Origin of the sequence: Hyphomonas sp. CY54-11-8, from assembly GCF_000682735.1 — a bacterium.
In the GTDB taxonomy this organism is placed as follows: Bacteria; Pseudomonadota; Alphaproteobacteria; order Caulobacterales; family Hyphomonadaceae; genus Hyphomonas.
In genome coordinates, this window is sequence record NZ_AWFD01000001.1 from 207,727 (window position 1) to 229,353 (window position 21,627).

General features: G+C 63.6%; 25 protein-coding genes. 17 read left to right on the forward strand and 8 right to left on the reverse strand.

Translation table 11 applies throughout. The features are described 5' to 3' along the window. From thrS to HY17_RS01115, 3 genes are all read left to right on the forward strand, one after another. Entirely contained in the window at nucleotides 1-1,965 is a 1,965-nt protein-coding gene (thrS, locus tag HY17_RS01105) for a threonine--tRNA ligase (protein WP_034761301.1), read from the forward strand. Nucleotides 1,966-2,030: 65 nt separating this feature from the next. Next, nucleotides 2,031-3,275: an O-antigen ligase gene (locus HY17_RS01110; RefSeq protein ID WP_034761304.1), complete on the forward strand. Its 1,245-nt coding sequence runs from the start codon at nucleotides 2,031-2,033 to the stop codon at nucleotides 3,273-3,275. Beyond that, the gene (locus HY17_RS01115) at nucleotides 3,272-4,084 is read left to right on the forward strand and encodes a glycosyltransferase family 2 protein (protein WP_051599500.1); all 813 of its coding nucleotides are present in this window, start codon (nucleotides 3,272-3,274) and stop codon (nucleotides 4,082-4,084) included. Before HY17_RS01110 ends, HY17_RS01115 begins: the two co-directional genes overlap by 4 nt. Here HY17_RS01115 and HY17_RS01120 read toward each other — a convergent pair. Together HY17_RS01120 and gloB are read right to left on the reverse strand one after the other, a co-directional pair. Further along, entirely contained in the window at nucleotides 4,081-4,527 is a 447-nt protein-coding gene (locus HY17_RS01120) for a cupin domain-containing protein (protein WP_034761305.1), read from the reverse strand. The two genes, HY17_RS01115 and HY17_RS01120, sit on opposite strands and share 4 nt — an antisense overlap. After that, entirely contained in the window at nucleotides 4,527-5,300 is a 774-nt protein-coding gene (gene gloB / locus HY17_RS01125; RefSeq protein WP_034761308.1) for a hydroxyacylglutathione hydrolase, read from the reverse strand. Before gloB ends, HY17_RS01120 begins: the two co-directional genes overlap by 1 nt. Before the next feature lie 38 nt (nucleotides 5,301-5,338). Here gloB and HY17_RS01130 point away from each other — a divergent pair, with 38 nt between their 5' ends. Then, entirely contained in the window at nucleotides 5,339-6,082 is a 744-nt protein-coding gene (locus tag HY17_RS01130; protein ID WP_034761312.1) for a class I SAM-dependent methyltransferase, read from the forward strand. Nucleotides 6,083-6,138: 56 nt separating this feature from the next. Beyond that, the gene (locus HY17_RS01135) at nucleotides 6,139-6,483 is read left to right on the forward strand and encodes a P-II family nitrogen regulator (protein ID WP_034761314.1); all 345 of its coding nucleotides are present in this window, start codon (nucleotides 6,139-6,141) and stop codon (nucleotides 6,481-6,483) included. A 10-nt stretch (nucleotides 6,484-6,493) separates the two neighbouring features. Here the strand turns inward: HY17_RS01135 and HY17_RS01140 are convergent, their stop codons facing one another. Then, nucleotides 6,494-6,898 (reverse strand): DUF983 domain-containing protein, encoded by a 405-nt coding sequence (locus HY17_RS01140; protein WP_051599501.1) that lies wholly within the window; start codon nucleotides 6,896-6,898, stop codon nucleotides 6,494-6,496. Nucleotides 6,899-7,050: 152 nt separating this feature from the next. Here HY17_RS01140 and HY17_RS01145 point away from each other — a divergent pair, with 152 nt between their 5' ends. From HY17_RS01145 to msrB, 3 genes are all read left to right on the forward strand, one after another. Next, on the forward strand, nucleotides 7,051-7,992 hold the full coding sequence (locus tag HY17_RS01145) for a prephenate/arogenate dehydrogenase family protein (RefSeq protein WP_081812908.1): 942 nt from the start codon (nucleotides 7,051-7,053) through the stop codon (nucleotides 7,990-7,992). Next, entirely contained in the window at nucleotides 7,989-8,228 is a 240-nt protein-coding gene (locus tag HY17_RS01150) for a DUF2164 domain-containing protein (RefSeq protein ID WP_034761321.1), read from the forward strand. Before HY17_RS01145 ends, HY17_RS01150 begins: the two co-directional genes overlap by 4 nt. A 67-nt stretch (nucleotides 8,229-8,295) precedes the next feature. Beyond that, nucleotides 8,296-8,832: a peptide-methionine (R)-S-oxide reductase MsrB gene (gene msrB, locus HY17_RS01155; RefSeq protein WP_034761324.1), complete on the forward strand. Its 537-nt coding sequence runs from the start codon at nucleotides 8,296-8,298 to the stop codon at nucleotides 8,830-8,832. A 22-nt stretch (nucleotides 8,833-8,854) separates the two neighbouring features. On the opposite strand, the gene HY17_RS20455 is transcribed toward msrB, so the two are convergent. The 4 genes from HY17_RS20455 to HY17_RS19095 are packed head-to-tail and all read right to left on the reverse strand — an operon-like array spanning nucleotide 8,855 to nucleotide 13,592. Further along, nucleotides 8,855-10,066, reverse strand: a complete 1,212-nt coding sequence (locus HY17_RS20455) for a M23 family metallopeptidase (protein WP_051599502.1) — start codon at nucleotides 10,064-10,066, stop codon at nucleotides 8,855-8,857. Further along, nucleotides 10,066-10,710: a hypothetical protein gene (locus HY17_RS01165; protein ID WP_034761326.1), complete on the reverse strand. Its 645-nt coding sequence runs from the start codon at nucleotides 10,708-10,710 to the stop codon at nucleotides 10,066-10,068. Before HY17_RS01165 ends, HY17_RS20455 begins: the two co-directional genes overlap by 1 nt. A 5-nt stretch (nucleotides 10,711-10,715) precedes the next feature. After that, nucleotides 10,716-11,312 carry a hypothetical protein gene (locus HY17_RS01170; protein ID WP_034761330.1) on the reverse strand — a complete coding sequence of 199 codons (597 nt, stop codon included), beginning with the start codon at nucleotides 11,310-11,312 and terminating at the stop codon, nucleotides 10,716-10,718. Then, entirely contained in the window at nucleotides 11,313-13,592 is a 2,280-nt protein-coding gene (locus HY17_RS19095; RefSeq protein ID WP_065383203.1) for a S8 family peptidase, read from the reverse strand. It lies immediately after the preceding gene. 225 nt (nucleotides 13,593-13,817) lie between these two features. Here HY17_RS19095 and HY17_RS01180 point away from each other — a divergent pair, with 225 nt between their 5' ends. Then, a complete protein-coding gene (locus tag HY17_RS01180) occupies nucleotides 13,818-15,095 on the forward strand; it encodes an MFS transporter (RefSeq protein WP_034762309.1) in 1,278 nt (425 codons plus the stop codon). A gap of 4 nt (nucleotides 15,096-15,099) precedes the next feature. Here HY17_RS01180 and HY17_RS01185 read toward each other — a convergent pair whose 3' ends face one another. Beyond that, complete coding sequence (locus HY17_RS01185; protein WP_065383202.1) at nucleotides 15,100-16,446, reverse strand: lytic murein transglycosylase; 1,347 nt, start codon at nucleotides 16,444-16,446, stop codon at nucleotides 15,100-15,102. A gap of 111 nt (nucleotides 16,447-16,557) precedes the next feature. On the opposite strand from HY17_RS01185, the gene ykgO reads away from it, so the two are divergent. The 8 genes from ykgO to HY17_RS01225 all read left to right on the forward strand — a co-directional run bounded on the left by ykgO (nucleotide 16,558) and on the right by HY17_RS01225 (nucleotide 21,624). Beyond that, nucleotides 16,558-16,683: a type B 50S ribosomal protein L36 gene (ykgO, locus tag HY17_RS01190; protein WP_034762314.1), complete on the forward strand. Its 126-nt coding sequence runs from the start codon at nucleotides 16,558-16,560 to the stop codon at nucleotides 16,681-16,683. Nucleotides 16,684-16,714: 31 nt separating this feature from the next. After that, nucleotides 16,715-17,323, forward strand: a complete 609-nt coding sequence (locus HY17_RS01195; protein ID WP_034761333.1) for an HAD family phosphatase — start codon at nucleotides 16,715-16,717, stop codon at nucleotides 17,321-17,323. Between the two features lie 55 nt (nucleotides 17,324-17,378). Then, on the forward strand, nucleotides 17,379-17,915 hold the full coding sequence (locus tag HY17_RS01200; protein ID WP_034761336.1) for a tetratricopeptide repeat protein: 537 nt from the start codon (nucleotides 17,379-17,381) through the stop codon (nucleotides 17,913-17,915). Nucleotides 17,916-17,919: 4 nt separating this feature from the next. Continuing rightward, nucleotides 17,920-18,861, forward strand: a complete 942-nt coding sequence (locus tag HY17_RS01205) for an alpha/beta fold hydrolase (protein WP_034761339.1) — start codon at nucleotides 17,920-17,922, stop codon at nucleotides 18,859-18,861. Between the two features lie 65 nt (nucleotides 18,862-18,926). Then, a complete protein-coding gene (locus tag HY17_RS01210; RefSeq protein ID WP_034761343.1) occupies nucleotides 18,927-19,187 on the forward strand; it encodes a DUF2312 domain-containing protein in 261 nt (86 codons plus the stop codon). Between the two features lie 38 nt (nucleotides 19,188-19,225). After that, nucleotides 19,226-19,786, forward strand: a complete 561-nt coding sequence (locus HY17_RS20120; RefSeq protein ID WP_065383201.1) for a hypothetical protein — start codon at nucleotides 19,226-19,228, stop codon at nucleotides 19,784-19,786. Between the two features lie 23 nt (nucleotides 19,787-19,809). After that, nucleotides 19,810-20,664, forward strand: a complete 855-nt coding sequence (locus tag HY17_RS01220) for an SDR family oxidoreductase (protein ID WP_034761347.1) — start codon at nucleotides 19,810-19,812, stop codon at nucleotides 20,662-20,664. Between the two features lie 78 nt (nucleotides 20,665-20,742). Next, on the forward strand, nucleotides 20,743-21,624 hold the full coding sequence (locus HY17_RS01225) for an SDR family NAD(P)-dependent oxidoreductase (RefSeq protein ID WP_112073526.1): 882 nt from the start codon (nucleotides 20,743-20,745) through the stop codon (nucleotides 21,622-21,624). The last annotated feature ends 3 nt before the right edge of the window (nucleotides 21,625-21,627 follow it).

The window sequence follows — 21,627 nt, forward strand, 5'->3', positions numbered from 1 at the left end:
ATGATCAAAGTAACGCTGCCCGACGGCTCAGAGCGAGAATATGCCGACGGCGCCTCGCCGCTGGACGTAGCCGAGAGCATTTCCAAATCCCTGGCCAAGAAGGCCCTCGCCGCCAAAGTGGACGGCGAGATGTGGGACCTTGTCCGCCCCCTCGAAGGCGATGCGAATGTCGCCATCATCACCGACCGCGACCCGGAAGGCCTTGAGCTGATCCGCCACGATGCCGCCCACGTGCTGGCGCAGGCGGTGCAGGAACTCTATCCGGACTCCCAGGTCACGATCGGCCCGGTCATCGATGATGGCTTCTACTACGACTTTGCCCGCGAGGAGCCGTTCTCCACGGACGATTTCGAGAAGATCGAAAAGAAGATGTCCGAGATCATCGACGCCGATTACCCGATCGTGCGCGAAGTCTGGGACAAGGACGAAGCGATCGCGACGTTCAAGAAGATCGGCGAGGACTACAAGGCCCAGATCATCGACGACATCATCCCGCCGGGCGAGGCCATCACGGTCTATCGCCAGGGCGACTGGTTCGACCTCTGCCGCGGCCCGCACCTGCCATCGACGGGCAAGCTGCCGAAGGCGTTCAAGCTGATGAAGCTGGCAGGCGCCTATTGGCGTGGCGACTCCAAGAACGAGATGCTGCAGCGCATGTACGGCACGGCCTGGGCGAACGAGAAGGACCTGAAGGCCCATCTTCACCGTCTGGAAGAAGCCGAGAAGCGCGACCACCGGAAGCTTGGCCAGCAGCTGGACCTGTTCCACCTGCAGCCCGAAGCGCAGGGCTCTGTCTTCTGGCACCCGAAAGGTTTCATGATCTGGCGCCAGCTGGAGGCCTATATCCGTCGCCGGCAGGATGAGGACGGCTACACGGAAGTGAAAACGCCGCAGCTGCTCGATTCCGTGTTCTGGGAAAAATCCGGCCACTGGGACAAGTTCCGCGAGAACATGTTTGTGGTGCCGGACTTCATTCCGAACACGGATGAAGACGAGGTGAAGATACCGGCCGAGACGAGCCTGATGGCACTGAAGCCGATGAACTGCCCGGCGCACGTGCAGATCTTCAAGCATGCCCAGCGGTCCTACCGCGACCTGCCAATCCGCATGGCGGAGTTCGGCTGCTGTCACCGGAACGAGGCCCATGGCGCGCTGCACGGCCTGATGCGCGTGCGCCAGATGACGCAGGACGATGCGCACATCTTCTGCCGGGAAGACCAGATCGGTGAAGAGACGCTGCGCTTCCTGAACCTCTTCTCCCGCGTCTACAATGATTTCGGCCTGACGGAGATTTCCTACAAGCTGGCCACGCGACCGGACGTGCGCGGCGGGACGGACGAGAACTGGGACCGTGCCGAAAAGGCGCTGGCCGACGCCCTGGCGGAAGCCGGTCTCGAATTCGAGATCGCGGAAGGCGAGGGCGCGTTCTATGGCCCGAAACTCGAATTCCACCTGACGGACGCCATCGGGCGGACGTGGCAGTGCGGCACGTTCCAGCTGGACTATGTGCTGCCGGAACGTCTCGATGCGGAGTATACAGGCTCCGATGGCGGCAAGCACCGTCCGGTCATGCTGCATCGCGCCGTGTTCGGCACGTTCGAACGGTTCATGGGCATCCTGATCGAGAACTATGCCGGGGCCTTCCCGATGTGGCTCTCGCCGGTTCAGGTTGTCGTGGCTGCCATTACGGACGCTGCGAACGAATATGCCGAGGAGGCGGCGGCTGCCCTTCGCAAGGCGGGTCTGCGCGTGGAGACGGATCTTCGCAATGAGAAGATCAACTACAAGGTCCGCGAGCATTCGCTGCAGAAAGTACCGGTGATTGCCGTCGTCGGCGGGCGTGAGGCGGAAGAGCGGACGCTGGCGCTGCGCCGGCTCGGCTCGAACGGCCAGCAGATCATTGCGCTGGACGAAGCAGCCACGCTCTTGTCGCAGGAAGGCCTTGCGCCGGACCTGAAGGCCTGAGACGATTCTGAACGGCTGGATCTGGGCAGCTGACAAACGGGGCGAGTAGAAGAAGAGTGCGACTCATGTCCTACGCGCCCGTGCTTGCAGCTGCCTTTGTGCTCTGGCCGGTCATGGGCCTGCTCGGCGGGCAGGGTTATGCCCCGCTTCTGGGGCTGGCCGCCCTTCCGGCCCTGGCGCTCGCCCGGCCGAAATGGCCGCCGGCCATTTATGCCATACCGGCCATCCTGTTCGTGATCTGGGTCGTGGTCGGGGAGGCGTGGTCGCCTGTCTCTACCGGATTTACCAGCGGCAGCCTGCTGGAAGGCAATTTTGCAGTGAAGGCGACCAGTGTGCGGGTTTTCCTCGCCGCGGCCTTCGCCTTGCTGGCCATCGGCGGGGCCATGCGCATTGCGGATGGCAGCGCGCAGGTATCGACCCGCGTCATGCTGGGCGCCTTTGCGACGCAGGGCCTGATCCTGGCGGTAACGGTGATTTTCTCAGGCCCGTTGCTGAAGGCGGTCTACGGCACCGATCCGAATGAGGTCATGTCGGGCGTCCAGAATCTGGGGCGCAACGCAAATGCCTTTGCGCTGATCCTGCCGATCCTGATCGCTTATCTCTCCGCCCGCCCGCAATTCTTCTGGAAGCCTGTGGTGGCCCTTCTGGTCGTGGCGAGCCTTCTATTCTTCACGCGGGTCGACTCGCAGAGCGCCGTGATCGGCATGGTGTTCATGATGCTGGCGATCGGCCTGGTACAGGCCCTGCCGAAGCTCGGCTTCCGGATCCTGTTCACCGGCATCGGTGCCTATGTTGCCTCAGCCCCCATGCTGATCGGCACGGTGCTGCGGCTGCTGGAAGCCTACAATCTCCACCTGCCTGGCTCGTTCCAGTCGCGGGCCTGGGCCTGGCACGTGGTGATCGAAAAGATTGCCGAACGGCCCTTCATCGGACACGGTATCTCCGCCTCGAAGACCTGGGAGGAGACCTATGCCGACCATCCGGACTGGCTGGCGCACCTGCCGGACTTCTGGGCCTATTACAAAGTCGTGCCGGGGCATCCGCACAATATGCCGCTGCAGATCTGGGCCGAGACGGGGATGATCGGGGCGATTCTGCTCGCCTTTTCGCTGGTCCTGCTGGGCTTCCGCCTGCCGGAACCGGGCAAGCTGCGCGAGGATGTCCGCTTCGCCATTGCCGGTGTCACGGGCGTCGCCTTCAGCCTGTTCAACTTCGCCTACAATATGTGGAACGAGGCATTCTGGTCGAGCGTGGCGCTGGCCGCGATCGCGATCATCCTGCTGGCAAAACGCCGCCGGGAGTCGCTGTGAGTGCGCTGCCGACCATCAGCGCGCTGGTCGTGTCCTACCGGACCGGGCCGCGCCTGCATGAATGCCTCTACGCCCTGAAAGGCGATCCGGACATCACCGAGATCGTCATTGTGGACAATGGAAACCCGCCCGCCGACGAAGCCTGGATCGATCAGTTCGTGGCCGATTGCCCGAAAGCGTTCCTGATCCGCAAGGGCGGCAATCCGGGCTTCGGCACGGCGATGAACCGGGCGGCGGAAAAGGCCGGCGGCGACTTGCTGCTCGCCTGCAATCCGGACTGCGTGATCAAGCGCGGTGCGATGGGACCGATGGTGGAGGCGCTGCAGGATGCGCCCCGGCCCGCCATCGTCGGGGGACGGATCTTCGACCTGAAAGGGCGGGAAGAGCGCGGCGCGCGCCGCAACACGCTCACCCTGTGGAACGCGATTGGCCTTGGCCAATGGGCGCTGGACGGGACGCCGGAACCGGATGGCCCGGTGTGCGTCGGCGCGATCACGGGTGCCTTCTTCCTGATCCGCCGGGACGATTACGAAGCGCTCGGCGGGTTTGATGAAGCCTATTTCCTGCATGTTGAGGATGTAGACCTGTGCCGCCGGGCGATTGAGGCAGGCGGCTCGGTCACTTACCAGCCTAAGGCAGGGGCGCTGCATTACTCGTCCACGTCAGATGCGCCTTCGGCATTTGTGCAGGGTCACAAGGTGAAGAGCCTGAAGCGCTATTTCCGGAAATTCGCAAAGACGCCGGGAGAGAAGTTCGCGACAGCTCTGATGGTGCCGCTGATCGGGCTTGCCATGCGTCTGCGCGGCTAGGCTTTCGGGCGCCAGTTTTCCGGCGCGAGTTCAAAGCCTGCAAAGTCAAAGCCCGGCGCCACGACGCAGGAGAGCAGCGTCCATGCGCCCAATGTTTCGGCGGCCTGCCAGTGATGCGCCAGTACGATACCTTGCAGCGACTGTCCCGACCGAAGGTCAGGCCCGAGCGTGACGGCACGCGGCGCTGTGCCCTCCGGGGTCGCGGTGGTCAGCACCAGCGGCCCGCCTGCCTGCCACAGCCAGATCTCGTCGGCATCCACCCGGTGCCAGGCCGAGACTTCGTCTGCCTGCAGCAGGAAATGGATCAGCGTGGAAGCCGGGCGTTGCCCCTTTGGGGCTGAGGCGCGGAACGTCTCCACATAGTGCCCGCCCTCCGGATGCGGCGCCATGTTCAGGAGGCGGATCACCTCCCGCGCACCGAGATCGCCGGAGATGGCCTGCATCAAAACCGGTCCTTGCGGCCACGGATTTCGGCGAAGGTGGCGACGGCGTCGCCGGGGTGGCCCATGGCGGCCTGGAGTTCCGGCACGTCGGCGCGCAGGAAGGGGTTGGTGGCGAGTTCCAGGTTGAGCCTCGTCGGCACCGTTGGCAGGCCCCTGGCGCGGCGGTCGTCGATCTCTTTCACATAGTCGGTCAGTTTCGCATTGCCGGTCTCGATCGTCTCGGCAAAGCGGGCATTGGCCTGCGTGTATTCATGCGCGCAATAGATCAGCGTTTCCGGCGGCAGGGCTTTCAGCTTGGAGAGGCTGTTCCACATCATCTCCATCGTGCCTTCGAAGACGCGTCCGCAGCCGAGGGCGAAGAGGGCGTCGCCGACAAAGGCCGTCTCCTGCTCCGCGAAGTGATAGGCGATGTGGCCCAGCGTGTGGCCCGGTACATCCAGCACGCGGGCGGTGGCGCGGCCAAACTCCACCGTGTCGCCTTCCTTAAGCTTCACATCGATGCCGGGGATCTTTTCCGCTTCGCCCGCCGGGCCGTAGATCGTGCAGTCCGTCGCGTCCTTGATCTTCAGATTGCCGCCGGCATGATCGGGGTGCCAGTGGGTGTTGAAGATGTGGGTGATGTGCCAGCCCATCCGCTTCGCCTCGGCCAGGTACTTGTCGGCGTCGGGCGTGTCGATGGCGGCTGTCTCGCCGGAATAGGCTTCATGCACGAGATAGCCGTAATTATCGTTCAGGCAGGGAAATCGGTGTACGTCGAGGGTGATCTTGGTCATCTTTGTCTCCTGAAGACTGGCCTAGCACAGGGAAACCCATGCGTCAGGATGCTGTCACGCTCGAACGCTTTTACTCCGCCCCGCTGGGGCAAGCGGCGACGCGCATCCTGTCCGGCAAGCTGACGGATCTGTGGGGTGAGGCGCGGGGCCTGTCTCTGCTGGGGCTCGGCTTTGCCATTCCCGTGCTGGACGCGTTCGGCGACGCGCCGTCGCGGATCGTCGCTGCCGTGCCGCTCGAACATGGGCCCGTGAAGTGGGATTATTCCGGTCGCGGCAATGCCAGCGTCGGTGTGGGCGACGACCGGCTGCCCTTTCCGGACGGCATGTTCGACCGGGTGATTGTGCTGCACGGGCTGGAGGAGACGGGCAATCCGCGCACCTATCTGCGTGAGATCTGGCGCATCACAGCGCCGGAAGGCCGTATCGTGCTGGCGGCGGCGAACCGGGGCGGGCTGTGGTCACGGGCGACGCGCACACCGTTCGGCCAGGGCCGGCCGTGGACCCGGTCGCAGCTGATGAACCTGTTGTCGTCTGGCCTGTTTCAGGTCACCGCCTCGACCAGTGCGCTCTACATGCCGCCTGTGTCGGCAGGGCTCGTCACCTCGGCGGCTGAGGGCTGGGAAGCGATTGGCAGTCTGATCACGCCCGGCTTTGGCGGGGTCGTCCTGGTTGAAGCGGTCAAGCGGCTCTATGCCCAACCGGGCGGCGGGGCGCCCGCACCTGTTACCGAAAAGGTACGGATTCCCCGTCCTGTGCCTTCTCCAAAACGCGAAAGTCATTGACGTGTCATATAAGCGGCAGATACTTCGCAACTGCAGCAACTGTTAGGGGAAGCGCCATGAAGCTTGTCACAGCCATTTTCAAGCCCAGCCGGCTCGACGCGGTGATCGACGCGCTTTCCGAAGTCGGGGCCACCGGACTGACCGTTTCAGAGGTCCGTGGTTATGGCCGCCAGCTCGGCAAAACCGAGGTGTATCGCGGTGCCGAATACGAGGTTCGCCTGCTTCCGAAAGTGAAGGTCGAGGTTGCCTGTCCGGACGATGCCGCCGAACGGTTTGCCGATGCCATCACCCAGGCAGCCAACACCGGCACGATCGGCGACGGGAAGATCTTCATCCTGGATCTCGGGTCTGTCATCCGCATCCGCACGGGCGAACGCGACGAACTGGCCGTTTCAGGCTAGGGCAAACGCCTCAGGAAGCGTTTGCATCCGCGTCGACATCGCTTGCTTTGACATCTGTCGCTTTAACCTCGGTCGCGCCGTGGTGCAGCTGCAGATTCAGCAGGATCGCCTTGGCGATGGGCAGTAGCGCCAGGATCAGGCCGATCATGATTGCGGACATCACGAGAAAGGCCAGGATCTTGAGGCCCAGCGGCATCGGAATCAGGGGCACGATGAACATGAATGGCGCGGCCAGGATCAGCACGCCGAACCCGACGAAGAAGGCCGGGCCATCAGCGGTGTCGTCATTGCTCATTTCCCGTCCGCAGACAGGGCAGGCGTCGTTCAGCTTCAGATAGCTTTTAAACAGCTTGCCTTCGCCGCAATTGCCGCATTTCAGCTTCAGGCCGGACAGGATGGGGGACGGTTTGGACATGGGCGGTCTCCGGGGGGCTCGGCCGACACATCGTGCCCAGAGGCGCAGACTTCAATGCGACAGATGGCACGCGGGCGCCGGGCGGCACTTGACGGGCGGGGCCCGATTGCCCACCAGAGCGAGCTGTAATTCGCAAGATGGAATACCCCCTGATGTCTGACCCCATTTTCGAGCGGATCGCCATTGTCGGCGTTGGCCTTATTGGTTCTTCCATCGCGCGGGCCGCAACGGCTTATGACGCCGCCGGGGCCGTCTCGCTCTATGATGTCAGTGACGATGTGCGGGCCAGCGCAGAGGGGCTCGATCTCGGAAATGTGACCGGAACGCTCGCCGAAGCGGTGAAGGATGCAGATTGCGTGATCCTGTGTGTGCCGGTCGGCGCGCTGGCACCGGTGGCGCAGGCCGCTGTGCCGCATATGAAGGCAGGCGCGATCCTGTCGGATGTGGGCTCGGTGAAGAAGCAGGCTGCCGAGGCGTTGGCATCTGCCGATGATGGGCGGGTGTTCGTCATTCCAGGCCACCCCGTGGCGGGCACGGAGCAATCGGGGCCGGAAGCCGGCTTCCCCACCTTGTTCCGCAATGCCTGGTACATCCTCACGCCGCAGAGCGGGAAAGGGGAGGCCTATGAGGCCGCGGCCGAACAGCTGAAAGCCTTTTGGCGGGCGCTGGGCTCGAAGGTGGAAACCATGGATGCCGGCCGCCATGACCGTGTGCTGGCCATCACCTCCCACCTGCCGCACCTGATCGCGTTCAATATTGTCTCCACGGCCTTCGACATGGAGACGGTTGAGCAGGGCGAAGTGGTGAAATTCTCCGCTGGCGGTTTCCGGGACTTCACCCGTATCGCGGCGTCGGATCCGGTGATGTGGCGCGACGTGTTCCTGAATAACAAGGAAGCCGTGCTGGAATGCCTCGGGCGATTTTCCGAAGACCTTGCCGCCCTGCAGCGGGCGATCCGCTGGGGCGATGGCGATTTCCTGATGCAGGAGTTCACCCGTGCCCGGACGATCCGCAAGGCCGTCATCGATGCCGGGCAGGATTCCGGCGCGGTGAATTTCGGCCGGAACCAGAATGGTGCTAAACCGGACGCATGAAACCGCTGACCCTCTCGGATGACCGGCGTGAGGCGCTTGCAGGTCACCTGCGGCGCCTGTTCGCGGAGGAGTTCGATGAGGACCTCAGCGGCTTCCGCGCCGAAGCCATTATCGAACTGATGCTGAAACAGCTGGGCCCGGCGGTCTATAACCAGGCCGTGGAAGACGTGCGGGCGCATTTCCAGGACAAGCTGGACGATCTGTCAGGCGAAGTCTGGGTCGATGGCGGCGTTTGAAGCCTCTCACACAATCTCACGTGAATTTGTGTCGCCTGCGAGGGACCTTCGGATGTAGGGAAGGGGCATGAAACCGACGACTTCCATGCTGTCCCGCCGCGGCCTCCTGTTTGCAGGCACCGCTTCTCTCGTGATTGCTGCCTGTTCCGGCGGCTCCAGCAATGCGGTTGCAGAGTCGGAAGCGAACGGCGAGGGCGGCGACCCTTATGCCAGCAGCGAATGGCGCAAGGTAACAGAGGCAGAGTGGAAAGACCGGCTGGATCCGAAGGCATTCGCCGTGCTGCGCCAGGAAAGCACCGAGCGTCCGTTCACCTCACCGCTGGAGCATGAGAAACGCGAAGGTACCTATCACTGCGCCGGGTGTGATCTGCCGCTCTTCTCTTCCGAAACAAAGTTCGATTCCGGCACAGGCTGGCCAAGCTTCTGGAAACCGCTGCCGGGCGCCATGGGTACCAAGGACGACCACACGCTATTCTATACGCGCACGGAATATCACTGCGCGCGCTGCCTCGGCCATCAGGGCCACGTCTTCAATGACGGGCCTGCGCCGACGGGCCAGCGCTGGTGCAATAATGGCGTGGCGCTGACTTTCCGGCCTGCTTGAGCCAGACAGTCTGAACCAGACCCTATTCGATGATCTCGACGCCTTCGGGGATCACGAAGGCCGGCACGGATGCAATCGCGACATCGCCATCGTCGATCAGTTCGCCGGGGCCGTTCTCGCGCCGTTCATAGGCGGCAACCAGTGACGTGTAGGGCGGGACATAATCCCAGCCGCCGCTGCCATTGTTCTGCGTGATCTCGAAATGCAGATGCAACACAGTCGGCGTGCCGCCGAAATCGTTCGAGACATAGCCGATCGTATCGCCTGCCTGCACCGTGTCGCCGATGGAAACGGAGAGCTTCTTCATGTTGAGGTGCAGGTATTTGTAGATCCGCCCGCCGGAGCGGAGGTTCACGCTGTAGGAGCCGACATTGGAGATGACGCCGTCTTCCACGGCCACGACCTCATGCGCGTCGCGATCCGCTGCGGATGTGGAGCGCTCTGACTGGCAACTGGCGGGCGTGCCGACGCGGATATCCTGGCCCTGATGGATCTTACTGCGCGGGCAATAAGCCGAATTCCGGTTCGATGTGCGTGTTTCGCAGAAATTGTCCCGCCACGGATATTCGAAATTCCGTTCGTCGCACTGGTCGCCGCCGACCATGCCGCCGCCGAAGGTGAAGACCATGGATTGCAAATAGGCCGGGGAGTCCTTGATCGGGAAAACCATGTCCGGCGCGAAGATCGTTTCCTCTCCGGCCCCCTCGCCGGTGCCTGGCAGAAGGGCGCCCGGACCATAGAAGGAGAAGGCGGGTTCGACAGGCGCTGGCGGCTCGGTTGTATCCGGCGTGTTTGTTGGCGAGGTCGTGTCGGTGTCAGCCGTATCTGTTGAATCGTCCGGTGTATCCGCGGGTGTGTCGGTCGGCGTGTCCGTGCCGGGATCGGTATCAGGCGCACTCGTGTCTGGCGAATCTGTATCTGGTGCGTCTGTATCTGGCGTGCCGGTATCGGGTGTGCCTGCGTCCGGCGTATCCGTGCTGGCATCCGTATCCGTATCGATTGGCCCTGTGTCCGGTGTGTCTGTGTCCGTGTCGGTTGGCTGGTCGCCCGCGCCGTATGGGTCTGTCACCGGCGTGCCGGGCGGCGGAGGGCCGGGCGCGCCGGGTGGCACCGCAGGACCTGCCTCCGGTGTTGCCGGCGGCGGGCCGCCGTCACCGGGAAAACGGATGAAATCGCAGGCCGAAAGGGTCAGCAGCGCGGCGGCGCCAAGCAGGAGGGAACGCGTCTGGGTCATCAGCGCGACCTCACCGCAACAAGGGAGTCTGCGATTGAGAGGGCGTCTTCCTCGCTGATGCAGTCGGCATGCTCGCCCTCGGCGACGGTGCATTCAAACTCGATCAGATAGTCGGCGCCATATTTCGTGAAGGCGACCTGCGCGCCGCTCATGGTGGGGATGAAGCGCATCGGCGTTTCGGTCGTGCCCGGCGCGCGCTCGCCAATGATTTCGTTCGTGCCATTGACGACGATGTTATAGTCCGTGCCGGGATAGAAGGCGAAATAGCCATCGCTCAGCGGCTGGAATTTTACGTCCGATTCTGCGCCCTGCGGCAGGACGATGCCGGTCGGCAGCATGACAGGCACCGGCGGCGGGTCGCCTTCCTGCGATGCGGCCATGAAATTCCCGCTGGTGCCGGAATTGGATGCAACGTCGTCGCGGGCAGCCAGCCAGTCGATGGTGGCTTCCTGGCTCATGGCTTGCGTGTAGACCGGCTTGTCCACTGCAGCGGCAGGAACGGTTTCTTCCGCCGGGGTCGTATCCACCGGTTCGGAAATTTCGGTGCCGGCATCGTCTCCCATGCCCCGAATGAACTTGTCACAGCCAGCAAGACCCAACAGGGCGCAGGCGGGCACCAATGCAATGGCAATCCGCTTCCTCATGGCAATTATTCCTTTCCGGGTTGGGCCACATAGTCCGGATCGGCATAGGCGACGCTGTCGACCTGCATGATCCGGCTCTGAATTTCGTTGATGGTTGCGCGCGTCGGCTCAAGGCCGGGCGGCAGGCGATATCCCAGCCGGATCTCGCCTGAATAGCTGGCCCCGACGAGCCGGAAATCCTGCAGCACCGGATAGCGCGACTGCAGATTGGCCCAGGCGATGTCGGCGGCGGCGCGGTCACGCTTGAAATTGCGGGAGATCACGTCGATCTCCGGCTCGCCCTTGATGCGGACGATATAGACGATTTCCGTCCCGTCCGCGCTGATCTGGGCAAGTTTGGTCTCTGCCGGCGTTCTCGTTTCAGCCGAAGCAGGCAGTTCCGCAGGGCGGACCACAGGCAACGCGTCGCCGGGGCGGAGTTCCGGAACAGGGGCGACCTTTTCGCGGGCTGGCGTCTGGACGGCCGCTTGCTGTGCGATCGGGGCATGGGCCGGTCCGCCGGACCCGGCCATGACGAAGATACCGGTTGCCCCGGCCAGCATGGCGAGGCCCACAAGCCCCAGCGGGCCGCCAAGATGGGGAGGGGGCTGGCCGCCGCTCATTCAGTCTCCACCGCCGGAGGTGCCGACCGGTTCCGGCACGTTTGCAAGGTTCAGGATGCGCCCGCCGCAGGGGCGGCGGCACATGCCGTCAGAGCCTTCGATCGGGGTCGTTCCCGGATAGTCCGAGCAGAGGCCCGCACATTGCAGGTCCGTACGCGGATCGGTGGCGGCGAGCAGCTCTGACACAAGCTCGTCCGATGTGGCATCCGGGGTGCGGGCCTTCAGCAGAGCCAGCGCTGCCGAGACGTGTGGGGCCGCCATCGAGGTGCCCTGCTCATAGGCGTAGTAGCAATCCTGCACGGCTTCGCCGGTGACCGGGTCATAACAATCGGTCGAGGCCTTGGTGGAGAGGATGCCGTCCGGGCGGGAGTCATTGTCGTCGTCCCGGGCCATTTCCCCGCCGGGAGCGAGAATGTCGACGCCGTCGCCGAAATTCGAATAGGCGGTGATCTCGCCGAGGGCGTTCCCGGCCGCAACGGAGATGACATTGTCACAGCCGCCGGGGGCGTAATAGGCCGTGTCGATGCGGGCGTTGCCAGCCGCGGAGACGACGACCGCGCCGCGGTCGGTCACCGAGTCGATCGCATCCTGCAGCGAGGCCGGGCAGTATTCGAACAGGCCGATCGACAAATTGATGATGTCGGCCGGATTGTCGTTCCAGACTTCGCTGCCGTCTTCGCCTTCGGCCGGGATCAGGCCGGCGGCCCAGCGGATGGCATCATTGATGTCGGAAAGACGCCCGCCGCATTTGCCGAGGGCGCGAACCGGCACGATCTTCACGTTCCATGCGCCGCCCGCGACGCCTGCGCCATTGTTGGAGGCCGCTGCGCCTATGGTGCCGGCGACATGGGTGCCGTGGAAGGAATCGGCAGAACCGGGCACAGCCGGGTTACAGAGATCGCCCGGATCGTTCGGATCGGAATCCCGTCCGTCGCCGTCATTGCCCATGCGCGGGTCGGAAACCATGTCCCAGCCCGGTGCGATATTGGCTGAGGCGGCAATGTCCGGATGGGTCATCTGCAGGCCGGTATCGACCACGGCGACGACGACATCGGAGGAGCCTTCGATGCCCTGCCGGGTCCAGAACTCCTGGAAGCCTGCGCCGCCCAGCGACTGGCCTTCACCGGAGCCCCTCGGTTTCATGTCCCATTGCAGGTCCCAGAGCGGATCGTTCGGGGTCACTTCCACTTTCACCGGCGTGGTGGAGCCGGTTGTGGGCGTAACGCCGCCCGAGGTGGACGGAGAGCCAGCGGGCGGACGGCGCACGAACTGGTTCTCGAAGATGAAGTCCTTCTCGACATATTCGAACTGGCCTGAGGCGCGCAGGTCATCGACGAAACAATTCGTTGCGAGCACCGGGTCTGCCTCGATCGCTTCCAGATCGTTCGGGTCCGGACATCCGGTGCCTTCGTCGATGGCAAGGAAGCTCAGCGATGGATCCTTGGCATCTTCCGGGGAGAAGAGGGTCGGCCCGGCGCCAGCCACCTGGATCACCATCTGGCCTTCGCGTGACAGGGTCACCTCGGCGTTCATCTTGTACTTGGCCAGCGTGTCCAGCATCACGGCATTGGCGTCGCGCTGGGCGACGATGGCCTCACGGTTGACCAGCGACCGGCGGGCAATCTTGCGGGCGGCCAGTTGCTCTTCGACTGGGGCGGATTCCAGTGAGCGGGGCTGCAGCGAGCGCGTTTTCGAGACAGGGGCAGGTTCGACCTCCGCCCTTGTCTGCATCGCCTGGGTTGCTTCCTCAACCCGCTGCAGGGACTGCTCACGCGCTTTCGGGTCGAGCTTCACACGCGGTGAGATCCCGACCTCCGGACGAAACAATTCCAGCGACCGGGAGGCTGGGGCGCGGGCACCTGCATCCGGTGCGGGGGCCGCTGCAACAGGCGCTTCCATTGCTTCTGCCAGAGCAGCCTCGTCCTCGATGTAGAGGTCGCCGTCTTCGATTTCCGCCATGGCCTCAGCCGGGGGGATGTCTGCCGGCTTCGCGATCACGGACAGGACGGCAAAGGCCGGCTTGTTGGTCGGCTGGCCGGAAATGTCGCTGATCACCTTGCCAGCAATCGCGCGGGCCTCCACCGGCACGGACCGCATAGGATCCTTCCTGTCGGCCTGTTCGACGATGGTCTCGCCGGTAATCTGCCTGAGGGAGACTTCTGCGATCTCCCGGGCGCGTTCGAGCCGTTCGCTCTGGCGGTCGCATGCCGAGACGAGCAGCAGGCTGGTCAGCGCTGCCCCGATCAGGAGACGGGCTGATTTGGTGGACTGGTTCGACATGAGAACGTTCCCCGTGAGTTTCTCAAACAACATCCCAGCCTGCCTAAATTAACCCTATGGAAAGATTATGACGCCGTTTCCGTCCTGTCCAACCCAAAGGCATTTATTGACAGGCTAATGTGGCGAATGATCGTCCCGCAGGCCGCCTGTCTGACCCTGGGTGATGAGCCCGCCAGATCGTTTTCCTGTCTGGACAAGCCCGATGACGCGGCAGATGAAGAGAGAATGAGCGAGGGGAGCAAGGAGCCGCCAGACCTGTCGCGCCCGGACCGCCGTGGCGCGTTTTTCCTGTTGTTCTTCTGCCTGATGGCCATCGGCGCCGGGAACACGATGCTGATCGCCGCCGTGCTGCCGCCGCTTTCGCGCGAAGTCGGCCTGCCGGACTGGATGGCCGGGGCCGTGTTTGCCCTCTCGGCCTTCTTCTGGTCGGCCTTTTCCCCAGTTTGGGGCAAACAGTCGAACCGGATCGGACGGAGGCCCATCGCGGCGCTGGGTCTGGCCGGGTATTCGGTCTCCATGCTGCTGCTCTACCTGTCCGGCCTTGCCGCCATGACGGGTGCGATCACCAGCACGCTGCTGATCTTCGCATGCCTTGCCATTTCGAGGTCCTTCTTCGGTATTTTCGGTTCCGGTACGAACCCGGCGGCGCAGGCCTATGTCGCCGACCGGACGAGCCAGGCCGAGCGGCGAGACGAGATTGCCTTCATTTCCTCGGGTTTCAGCGTTGGCACCGTGGTGGGCCCGGCCTTCGCGGCGGCGCTGGTCGCGACAGCGGGAATTCTCAGCCCGCTTCTGCTGACGGCGGTGATCGCTGCGATCATGGCGGCGCTTATCTGGTTCCGCCTGCCGGAACAGCGCGAGCCGATCACGGATGCCACGCATCTGGATATGGAGACCAATGCCCGGGGGCTCTGGCATTCGCGGGATGTGATGCCCTTCCTCGTCTTTGCGGTCTGCCTGTCATTGGCAACCGGTATCCTGACGCAGGTTTTCGTCTTTTCAGTGATGGACAAGCTGAATGTGGGCGGGCCGCAGGCGGCGCAGTACACCGGGCCGGCCTTCACCGTCGGCGCGATGGCAGTGCTTCTGGCGCAGCTCGTGCTGATTCCGCGCATGAAGATGCGCAACAAGACCCTGATGGTCGTCGGTTGCGTACCGTTGGTCCTCGGCGCGCTGCTCATGATCGTGGCGAAGGATTTTGCCACGCTCGTGATGGTGCAGTTCCTGTTGGGGCTCGGGCAGGGGCTCGCCCGGCCGGGTTTCTCCAGCGGCGCTTCGCTGGCCGTGTCGCCCCAGCTGCAGGGCAATGTCGCGGGCCTTGTCATTTCGGCGAACGGGATGGGCTATATCGTGACGCCCTTCTTCGGTCTGTTCGTCTACCAGTATGTCGGTGCGAACATCCCGTTCATGATCGCGGCCGGCCTGTTGGTGTTCATGGCGCTCTACGCCTGGTTCGCCCTGCGCGACGGCGTGGGCGAATTCGATCCCGACGAAGACCTCTGAGGGCTTAGTTGGTCGAGGCTGTGCCGACGGTCTGGCCGGTGAGCAGTGCCAGCATGCCCTTGGTCGGATAACCGTCTGCCACGACGCCTTGCGACTTCTGGAAGCCCTGCAGCGCGGTACGGGTCTTGCGGCCCGGAATGCCGTCCACCACGCCCGCATCGAAGCCGCGTGAATTGAGGTTCGCCTGCAGGATCTTGATCTCTGCCACGGTCAGCGGCTCGATCTCCGTCGGCCAGACGGCGACCGGCACTTTCTTGCCGGTGAAGGCGTCGCCCGACAGGCCGACCGCGAGGGCGTAGGAGTCGGCATTGTTGTACCGCTTGAACACCTTGAAATTGTTGAAGATCAGGTATTTCGGCCCTGTCGCGCCCGCGGGCAGCCAGAGTTCGGCATATTCGGCGCCGCCAGTATCGAAGTCGCCGCCGCGGATCGGGATGATGCCATAGCCGCGCCAGGTCTCCATCCGGCGCTCGTTTCCGTCCGCCAGCGAGAAGTCGAACCCGGTCGGCACGATCACTTCGATGCCCCAGGGCTGGCCGGGCGACCAGCCGGAAGATTTCAGATAATTGGCCGCCGAGGCGAGGGCGTCGCCCTCATTCTTCCAGACATCCTTTTCGCCATCGCCGTCGAAGTCCTGCGCGTAGGCATAATAGGTCGACGGCATGAACTGGGTCTGGCCCATGGCGCCGGCCCAGCCGGCGATCAGGTCATCCCGGTGGGCATCGCCGCGTTCGACGATTTTCATCAGGGTCAGCAATTCGCCTTCGGCAAAGGATTTGCGGCGGCCTTCCACGGCCATGTTGGCCAGCGTGTTCGGGCCATCGAAATTTCCGATGACCGCGCCGAAGGAAGATTCCATTCCCCAGATGGCGGCGATGTACTCGGCATCGACGCCATATTTCGCTTCGATGGCGGCGAAGAGGTCGGCTTCATTGTGAAGGTGGGAGGCGCCATTGGAGACGCGGCTGTTGCCGAGCGGGACTTTCAGATAGTCCCAGATCGGTTTTGCGAACTCGGCCTGATCGCCGATGCCGACGGCCGCCGCCTGGAAGGACGAGCCGAGGTAAAGGTCCAGCGGTTTGATGTTCTCCAAGAAGGATTTGACGAGGGCCCGGTCATGGCCCGCAGCGACGGCGCGGGCGGAAAAATCCGCGCGCCAGGCATCCATGTCACTGTTTCCAGTGGGTTTGTAGCTGATCGGCCCGGTGTCGGGCGCCGGCTGGCTGGGCGCGGGTGGCGGAACGGACGGCATACCAGGCGAAGCCTGCGGACTGTGGGCGCAGGAAACCAGCAGGCCGGCCAGAATTGCCGCACCGGCGATATGCGAGCGCGCGATCGCGAAGCGTGCCACTTGATATGCTCCTGAAAACAGCCGCGCATGACAGCGCGTGTCCTTGACTCTGATGACCGGATTCATTACTCGCACCGCTTTCCAATTCCTTATGACCCACGGGGCCATCCCATGAAAGTCCGTTCGTCTCTCAAATCGCTCAAGTCGCGTCACCGCGATTGCAAGGTCGTGCGCCGCAAGGGCAAGGTCTATGTGATCAACAAGACCGATCCCCGCTTCAAAGCAAAGCAAGGCTGAGCGGAACGTGAATGGGCAATAAGGCGGGAAAATGACCGCCCGGATTGCTCTTTTCGATCTTGGACGGGTCGTGCTCGACTGGGAGCCGGCCCGTTTATATTCTCGCCTCCTGCCTGACGCGGAAGAGCGCGAGCGATTTCTCTCCGAAATCTGTACGATGGCCTGGCACACCCGCCACGACGCGGGCGTGAGCTTTGCCGACAACGCGCTGCCATTGATAGCGCAATACCCGCAATACGAAACTGAAATCCGGGCCTGGAGCGGCTGCTGGATGGAAATGTTCGACGGCTATATCGACGGCACGCCAGCCCTGATCGACCGCCTCGAGGAACGCGGCGTGCCGCTGTTCGCCCTCTCCAACATGCCGTCGGAACCCTGGCCGATGATGCAGGAGCATTTCCCCCTGCTGAAACGCTTCCGCCACACGGTGGTCTCCGGCGATATCGGTCTTGTAAAGCCGGACCCGGCGATCTTCGTGCATACGCTGGAGAAACTGGGCAGCCCGTCGCCGGGCGAGGTGTTTTTCATCGACGACAGCGAGAAGAACACCCATGCCGCCGATGCGCTCGGCTTCCGGACGCACCTGTTCTGCACCGCGGAGGGGCTGGAGACCGCCCTGGAGGCAGAAGGCCTTCTCTGACAGTCTGACAGAAAGAGGACATTGCCCGGCCGTATTGGACGGTTAGTATCGCGCCATGCTGAGAGCCTTCCTCCTGTTTCTCGCTTTCGTGACCGCCAGCCTGCCCGCGCTGGCGGTGCCGACGGACGAGATGTTCGACAAGCTGAAGGCTGCGCCCAGCGAGAGCGAAGCCAATGACATCGCGCAGGACATCTGGGCGTCCTGGATGGAATCGGGCTCGGCCACGGTGGACATGATCATGCAGCGCGGCGTCGAGGCGCAGATGATTGGTGATACCGAGACCGCGCGGACGTTTTACGACCGCGCCATCATGATCAAGCCGGACAATCCGCAAGCCTGGTTCCGACGGGCGGGCATCTTCCTGGCCGAAGAGAATTTCCCCGAAGCCCTGCGCGACCTGAACGAGACGCTGAAGCTGGAGCCCCGCCATTTCGGAGCCTGGGCCGGGCTTGGCTCCATGTTCGAGACGATGGGCGCCAACGACCAGGCGCTGGAAGCCTGGCGTGAGGCGCTGGCGATCTATCCCTATATGCGGGACGGGCTGCAGGCGGAGAAACGCCTCACCAAGATCGCCGAAGGGCAGGGGCTCTGAGGCCTTGCTGACGGCTGCAGCCATCACGCTGGCGGGCCTCGGTGCCGCGGTCGGGCTTTCTTCGGGGGCCTACACTTCCCGCATTCACAAGGCGCATCCGGCGTCCGGGCGACGGATCGAAGTCGGCGGCTATGGTGTGCACGTGCTGGAGGCTGGTACGGCAGGCCCGCCGGTCCTGATGATCCATGGTGCAAGCGCCAATGCGCGCGAATTCACATGGACGCTGGCGCCGGAGCTGGAACAGGATTTCCGTGTACTGATGGCTGACCGACCGGGGCATGGCCATTCCCGCCGCCCGCCGGGGGCTGAGGCGCTGGGTGTGCAGGCCGCGCAGATGGCAGGCGTGCTGGAGAAGCTCGCGCCGGATGAGCAGGCGGTCGTCGTCGGCCATTCCTTTGGCGGCGCGGTGGCGCTGCGCCTTGCGCTCGACCGGCCGGAGCTCGTCAAAGGCCTCGTCCTGCTGGCACCGGTGACGCATGACTGGGGCGGGGACGGCCATGCCTGGTACAACCGCTTTGCCGCCTCGCGCCTGATCGGCCCGGCCTTCAGCCAGGTCGTGCCGCTGGTGGGCCCTGCGCAAGTGGGGGCGGGGATTGGCGGCGTGTTCGACCCGTCGCCCGCACCGGAAGGCTATTTCGAAAAGTCGGGCATCGGCCTCCTGTTCCGTCCACCGGCCTTCCGCGCCAATGCCCGCGACGTGCGTGTGCTGGACAGGGAACTGGCCGCGCAGTCGAAGCGCTATGGCGAGCTCGCCATGCCGATCACAGTCTTCTCCGGCAGCAAGGACACGGTGATTACGCCGGCCAAACACACCGCCCGCCTGAAGAAGCAGGCCGACATCGAACTGGTCATCCTGCCGGAGGAAGGCCACATGCCCCACCATAATCACGGAGCTGATGTCGCCGATGCCATACGGCGTCTGGCCAGCCCGCCCGGGAGCCGCTAAGACGCGGCTCCTTTTCCTTTCCAATTCCGATTCTGCCGCCCGCCGGCCAATAACTGGAGTTCCTCATGGACGACGCCCCGATCGAGAACCTCACCGAAGCCAGCCGCGAGAAACTGCGCCAGACGGTCGCCAAGATCGAGCGCCTGGAAGAAGAGAAGAAAGAGGTCGCCGAGCAGATCAAGGAGATCTATGCCGAGGCCAAGGCGTTCGGATTCGACACCAAGGCGCTGCGCCAGGTCGTGCGCCTGCGCAAGATCGACAAGTCCGACCGTGAAGAGCAGGAAATGATGCTCGAAACCTACCTCATCGCGCTTGGCGAAGCCTGAGGCTTTCTAGAACCTGCTGATCGGCTTAAACTGCGCCCATGGGCCGGGATGTCGACGAACGGAAAAAGCGAGCCGCGCTGCGCAAACTGCGCAAGGCGGCCGAGCTTGCCGAACAGGGCAAGGGCCCGCCCCTGTCCGACTGGGAGCGTGAGTTCCTGGAAGAAGTTGAAGAGCGGATCGAGAAATACGGTTCGGCCTTTGCCGATCCGATGAAGGGCGATGAGGGCGAGGCGCTCTCGGCCCTGCAGCAGCTGAAGCTGAAAGAGATCGACAAGAAAGCCCGCGGCAAGGCCCGCAAGGGCTTCAGCCAGAAATCCGCCTCCGGAAAGAAGACGCCGAAAGGCAGTTTTGCAAAGCGCGCCCCGCCGCGCGTGCGCCAGATCGGTGACGATATCGAGGAGGACGTTGCGGCTGAAGCTGTGAAGACGCCGCCGCCTGCGCCGGTGCCCCGCGGCAAGCCGGTATTGAAGGCGGTTCCCAAAAGCGATTCGTCCGAACCGGTCCCTGATGCGTACAAGGACAACACGCCCGCACCGCGCCCCGCCGGGCGGCCGGTTTTCCGCGTGATCGACGGGGGCAAGACGGAGCCTGACACCTAGCTCCGTATTCTGGGAGCAAGGCCATGAATTCTGTCGTCATTACAGGTGCCTCCACAGGAATCGGGGCCGGCGCCGCGCGCCACATGGCCGCGAAGGGCTGGAGGGTCTTTGCGGGCGTCCGCAAGCATGCCGACGGCGAGATGCTGAAGGTGAAGGCGACAGGAGACCTTCGCCCGATCCTCCTTGATGTGACGAAACCGGACCAGGTGGCACAGGCCGTGGAGACAGTTTCGGCTGCGCTGGCGGGCGAACGCCTGGCTGGTCTCATCAACAATGCGGGCATCGCGAAGATGGGCCCGTTGGCGATCCAGCCGATGGAGGATTTCCGCGCACATTTTGAGGTGAACGTGTTCGGCCTGCTGGCCATGACGCAGGCCTTCGTGCCGCTGCTGGGCTCTGACCCCTCCCGCACAGGCACGCCCGGGCGGATCGTCAACATCACCAGCGTCGGCGGTCGGCTGTCGTCTCCTTTCCTCGGCGCCTATGCCGCGACCAAACATGCTGTTGAGGCGATGACGGATTCACTGCGCCGGGAGCTGGTGATCTATGGCATCGATGCCATCGCCATCGGACCTGGCTCTGTAAAGACGCCGATCTGGGACAAGGCCGAGCAGGACAATACCGAAGGCCCCTATGCCTCCAGTGACTGGGGCGAGTCGTTGAAACAGTTCGAACAGGTCATGCTGTCCGGCGGGCGCTCCGGCCTGACGCCGGAGGAAATTGCCGGATACATCGAAACCGCGCTTGCCGCAGACAAGCCAAAAGCGCGCTATGCGCCGGTGCCGGACAAGCTGACCAACTGGACCATCCCGACCCGCCTGCCAAAGCGCATGCTGGATGGCATTTTCTGGAAACGCTTCGGATTGAAAAAACCGTGACGCCCCTGTCAGGTTTCGCTTGACGGACCGCACGGAACCCCCGTGCATGATGCCTTTCACGATAAGGGAGGAAACATCATGGCGGATCTCAGCGGCAAGGTTGCCGTAATCACGGGTGCAGCAAGCGGCATTGGCCTGGCAGGCGTGGAGACCTTTGTGGAGGCCGGCGCGAAAGTCATCGCAGCCGACATCCAGGACGAAAAGGGCCGCGCGCTGGAGGCGCGCTTCGGAACGGATAAAGTCCGCTATATTCATTGCGACGTGATGGACCTCGCTGAGCTCGAAGCCCTGATGGACGGCGCCGTCAGCCATTTCGGCAAGATCGATGTGGTGTGGAACAATGCCGGCAGCGGCGGCACGCCCGCGACGGTCGAGGAGCTCGACGAAGAAGGCTATGACATGACGATGGACCTGCTGCTCAAGCAGGTCTTCTTCGGTACGAAATACGCCGTCGAGCGCATGAAGGAGTCCGGAGGCGGCGCCATCATCAACACGTCCTCGATCAGCGCACTGGAAGCCGGCTGGGCCCCGATCACCTATTCCGTGGCCAAGATCGGCGTGGCGCACTTCTCGCGCATCGCTGCGGCGCAGGTCGCCAAATACAAGATCCGCGTAAATGCGATCCTGCCGGGCTTCATCGCCACATCCATTTTCGGTGCCTCGCTCGGCATGTCGCGTGAAGTGGCTGACCAGATGGCCGAGATGCTGGCCCAGCAGGGCGGATCGATGCAGCCGGCCGGCCGGACGGGCCAGGGCAAGGATATCGCCGAAATGGCAGCTTTCCTCGCCTCCGACGCGGCAGAATTCATCACAGGCAGCCAGTTCACCGTCGATGGTGGCATCACCGTCGGTCCGCGTCATTCCTGGGATGAGACGGCTGGCGGTCCGGTCCTCGAAGCCCTGGGCATCACGCCGGAACAGGCCGAGCAGATGGCCGCGGCGATGCAGGCCCAGAAGTAAGGG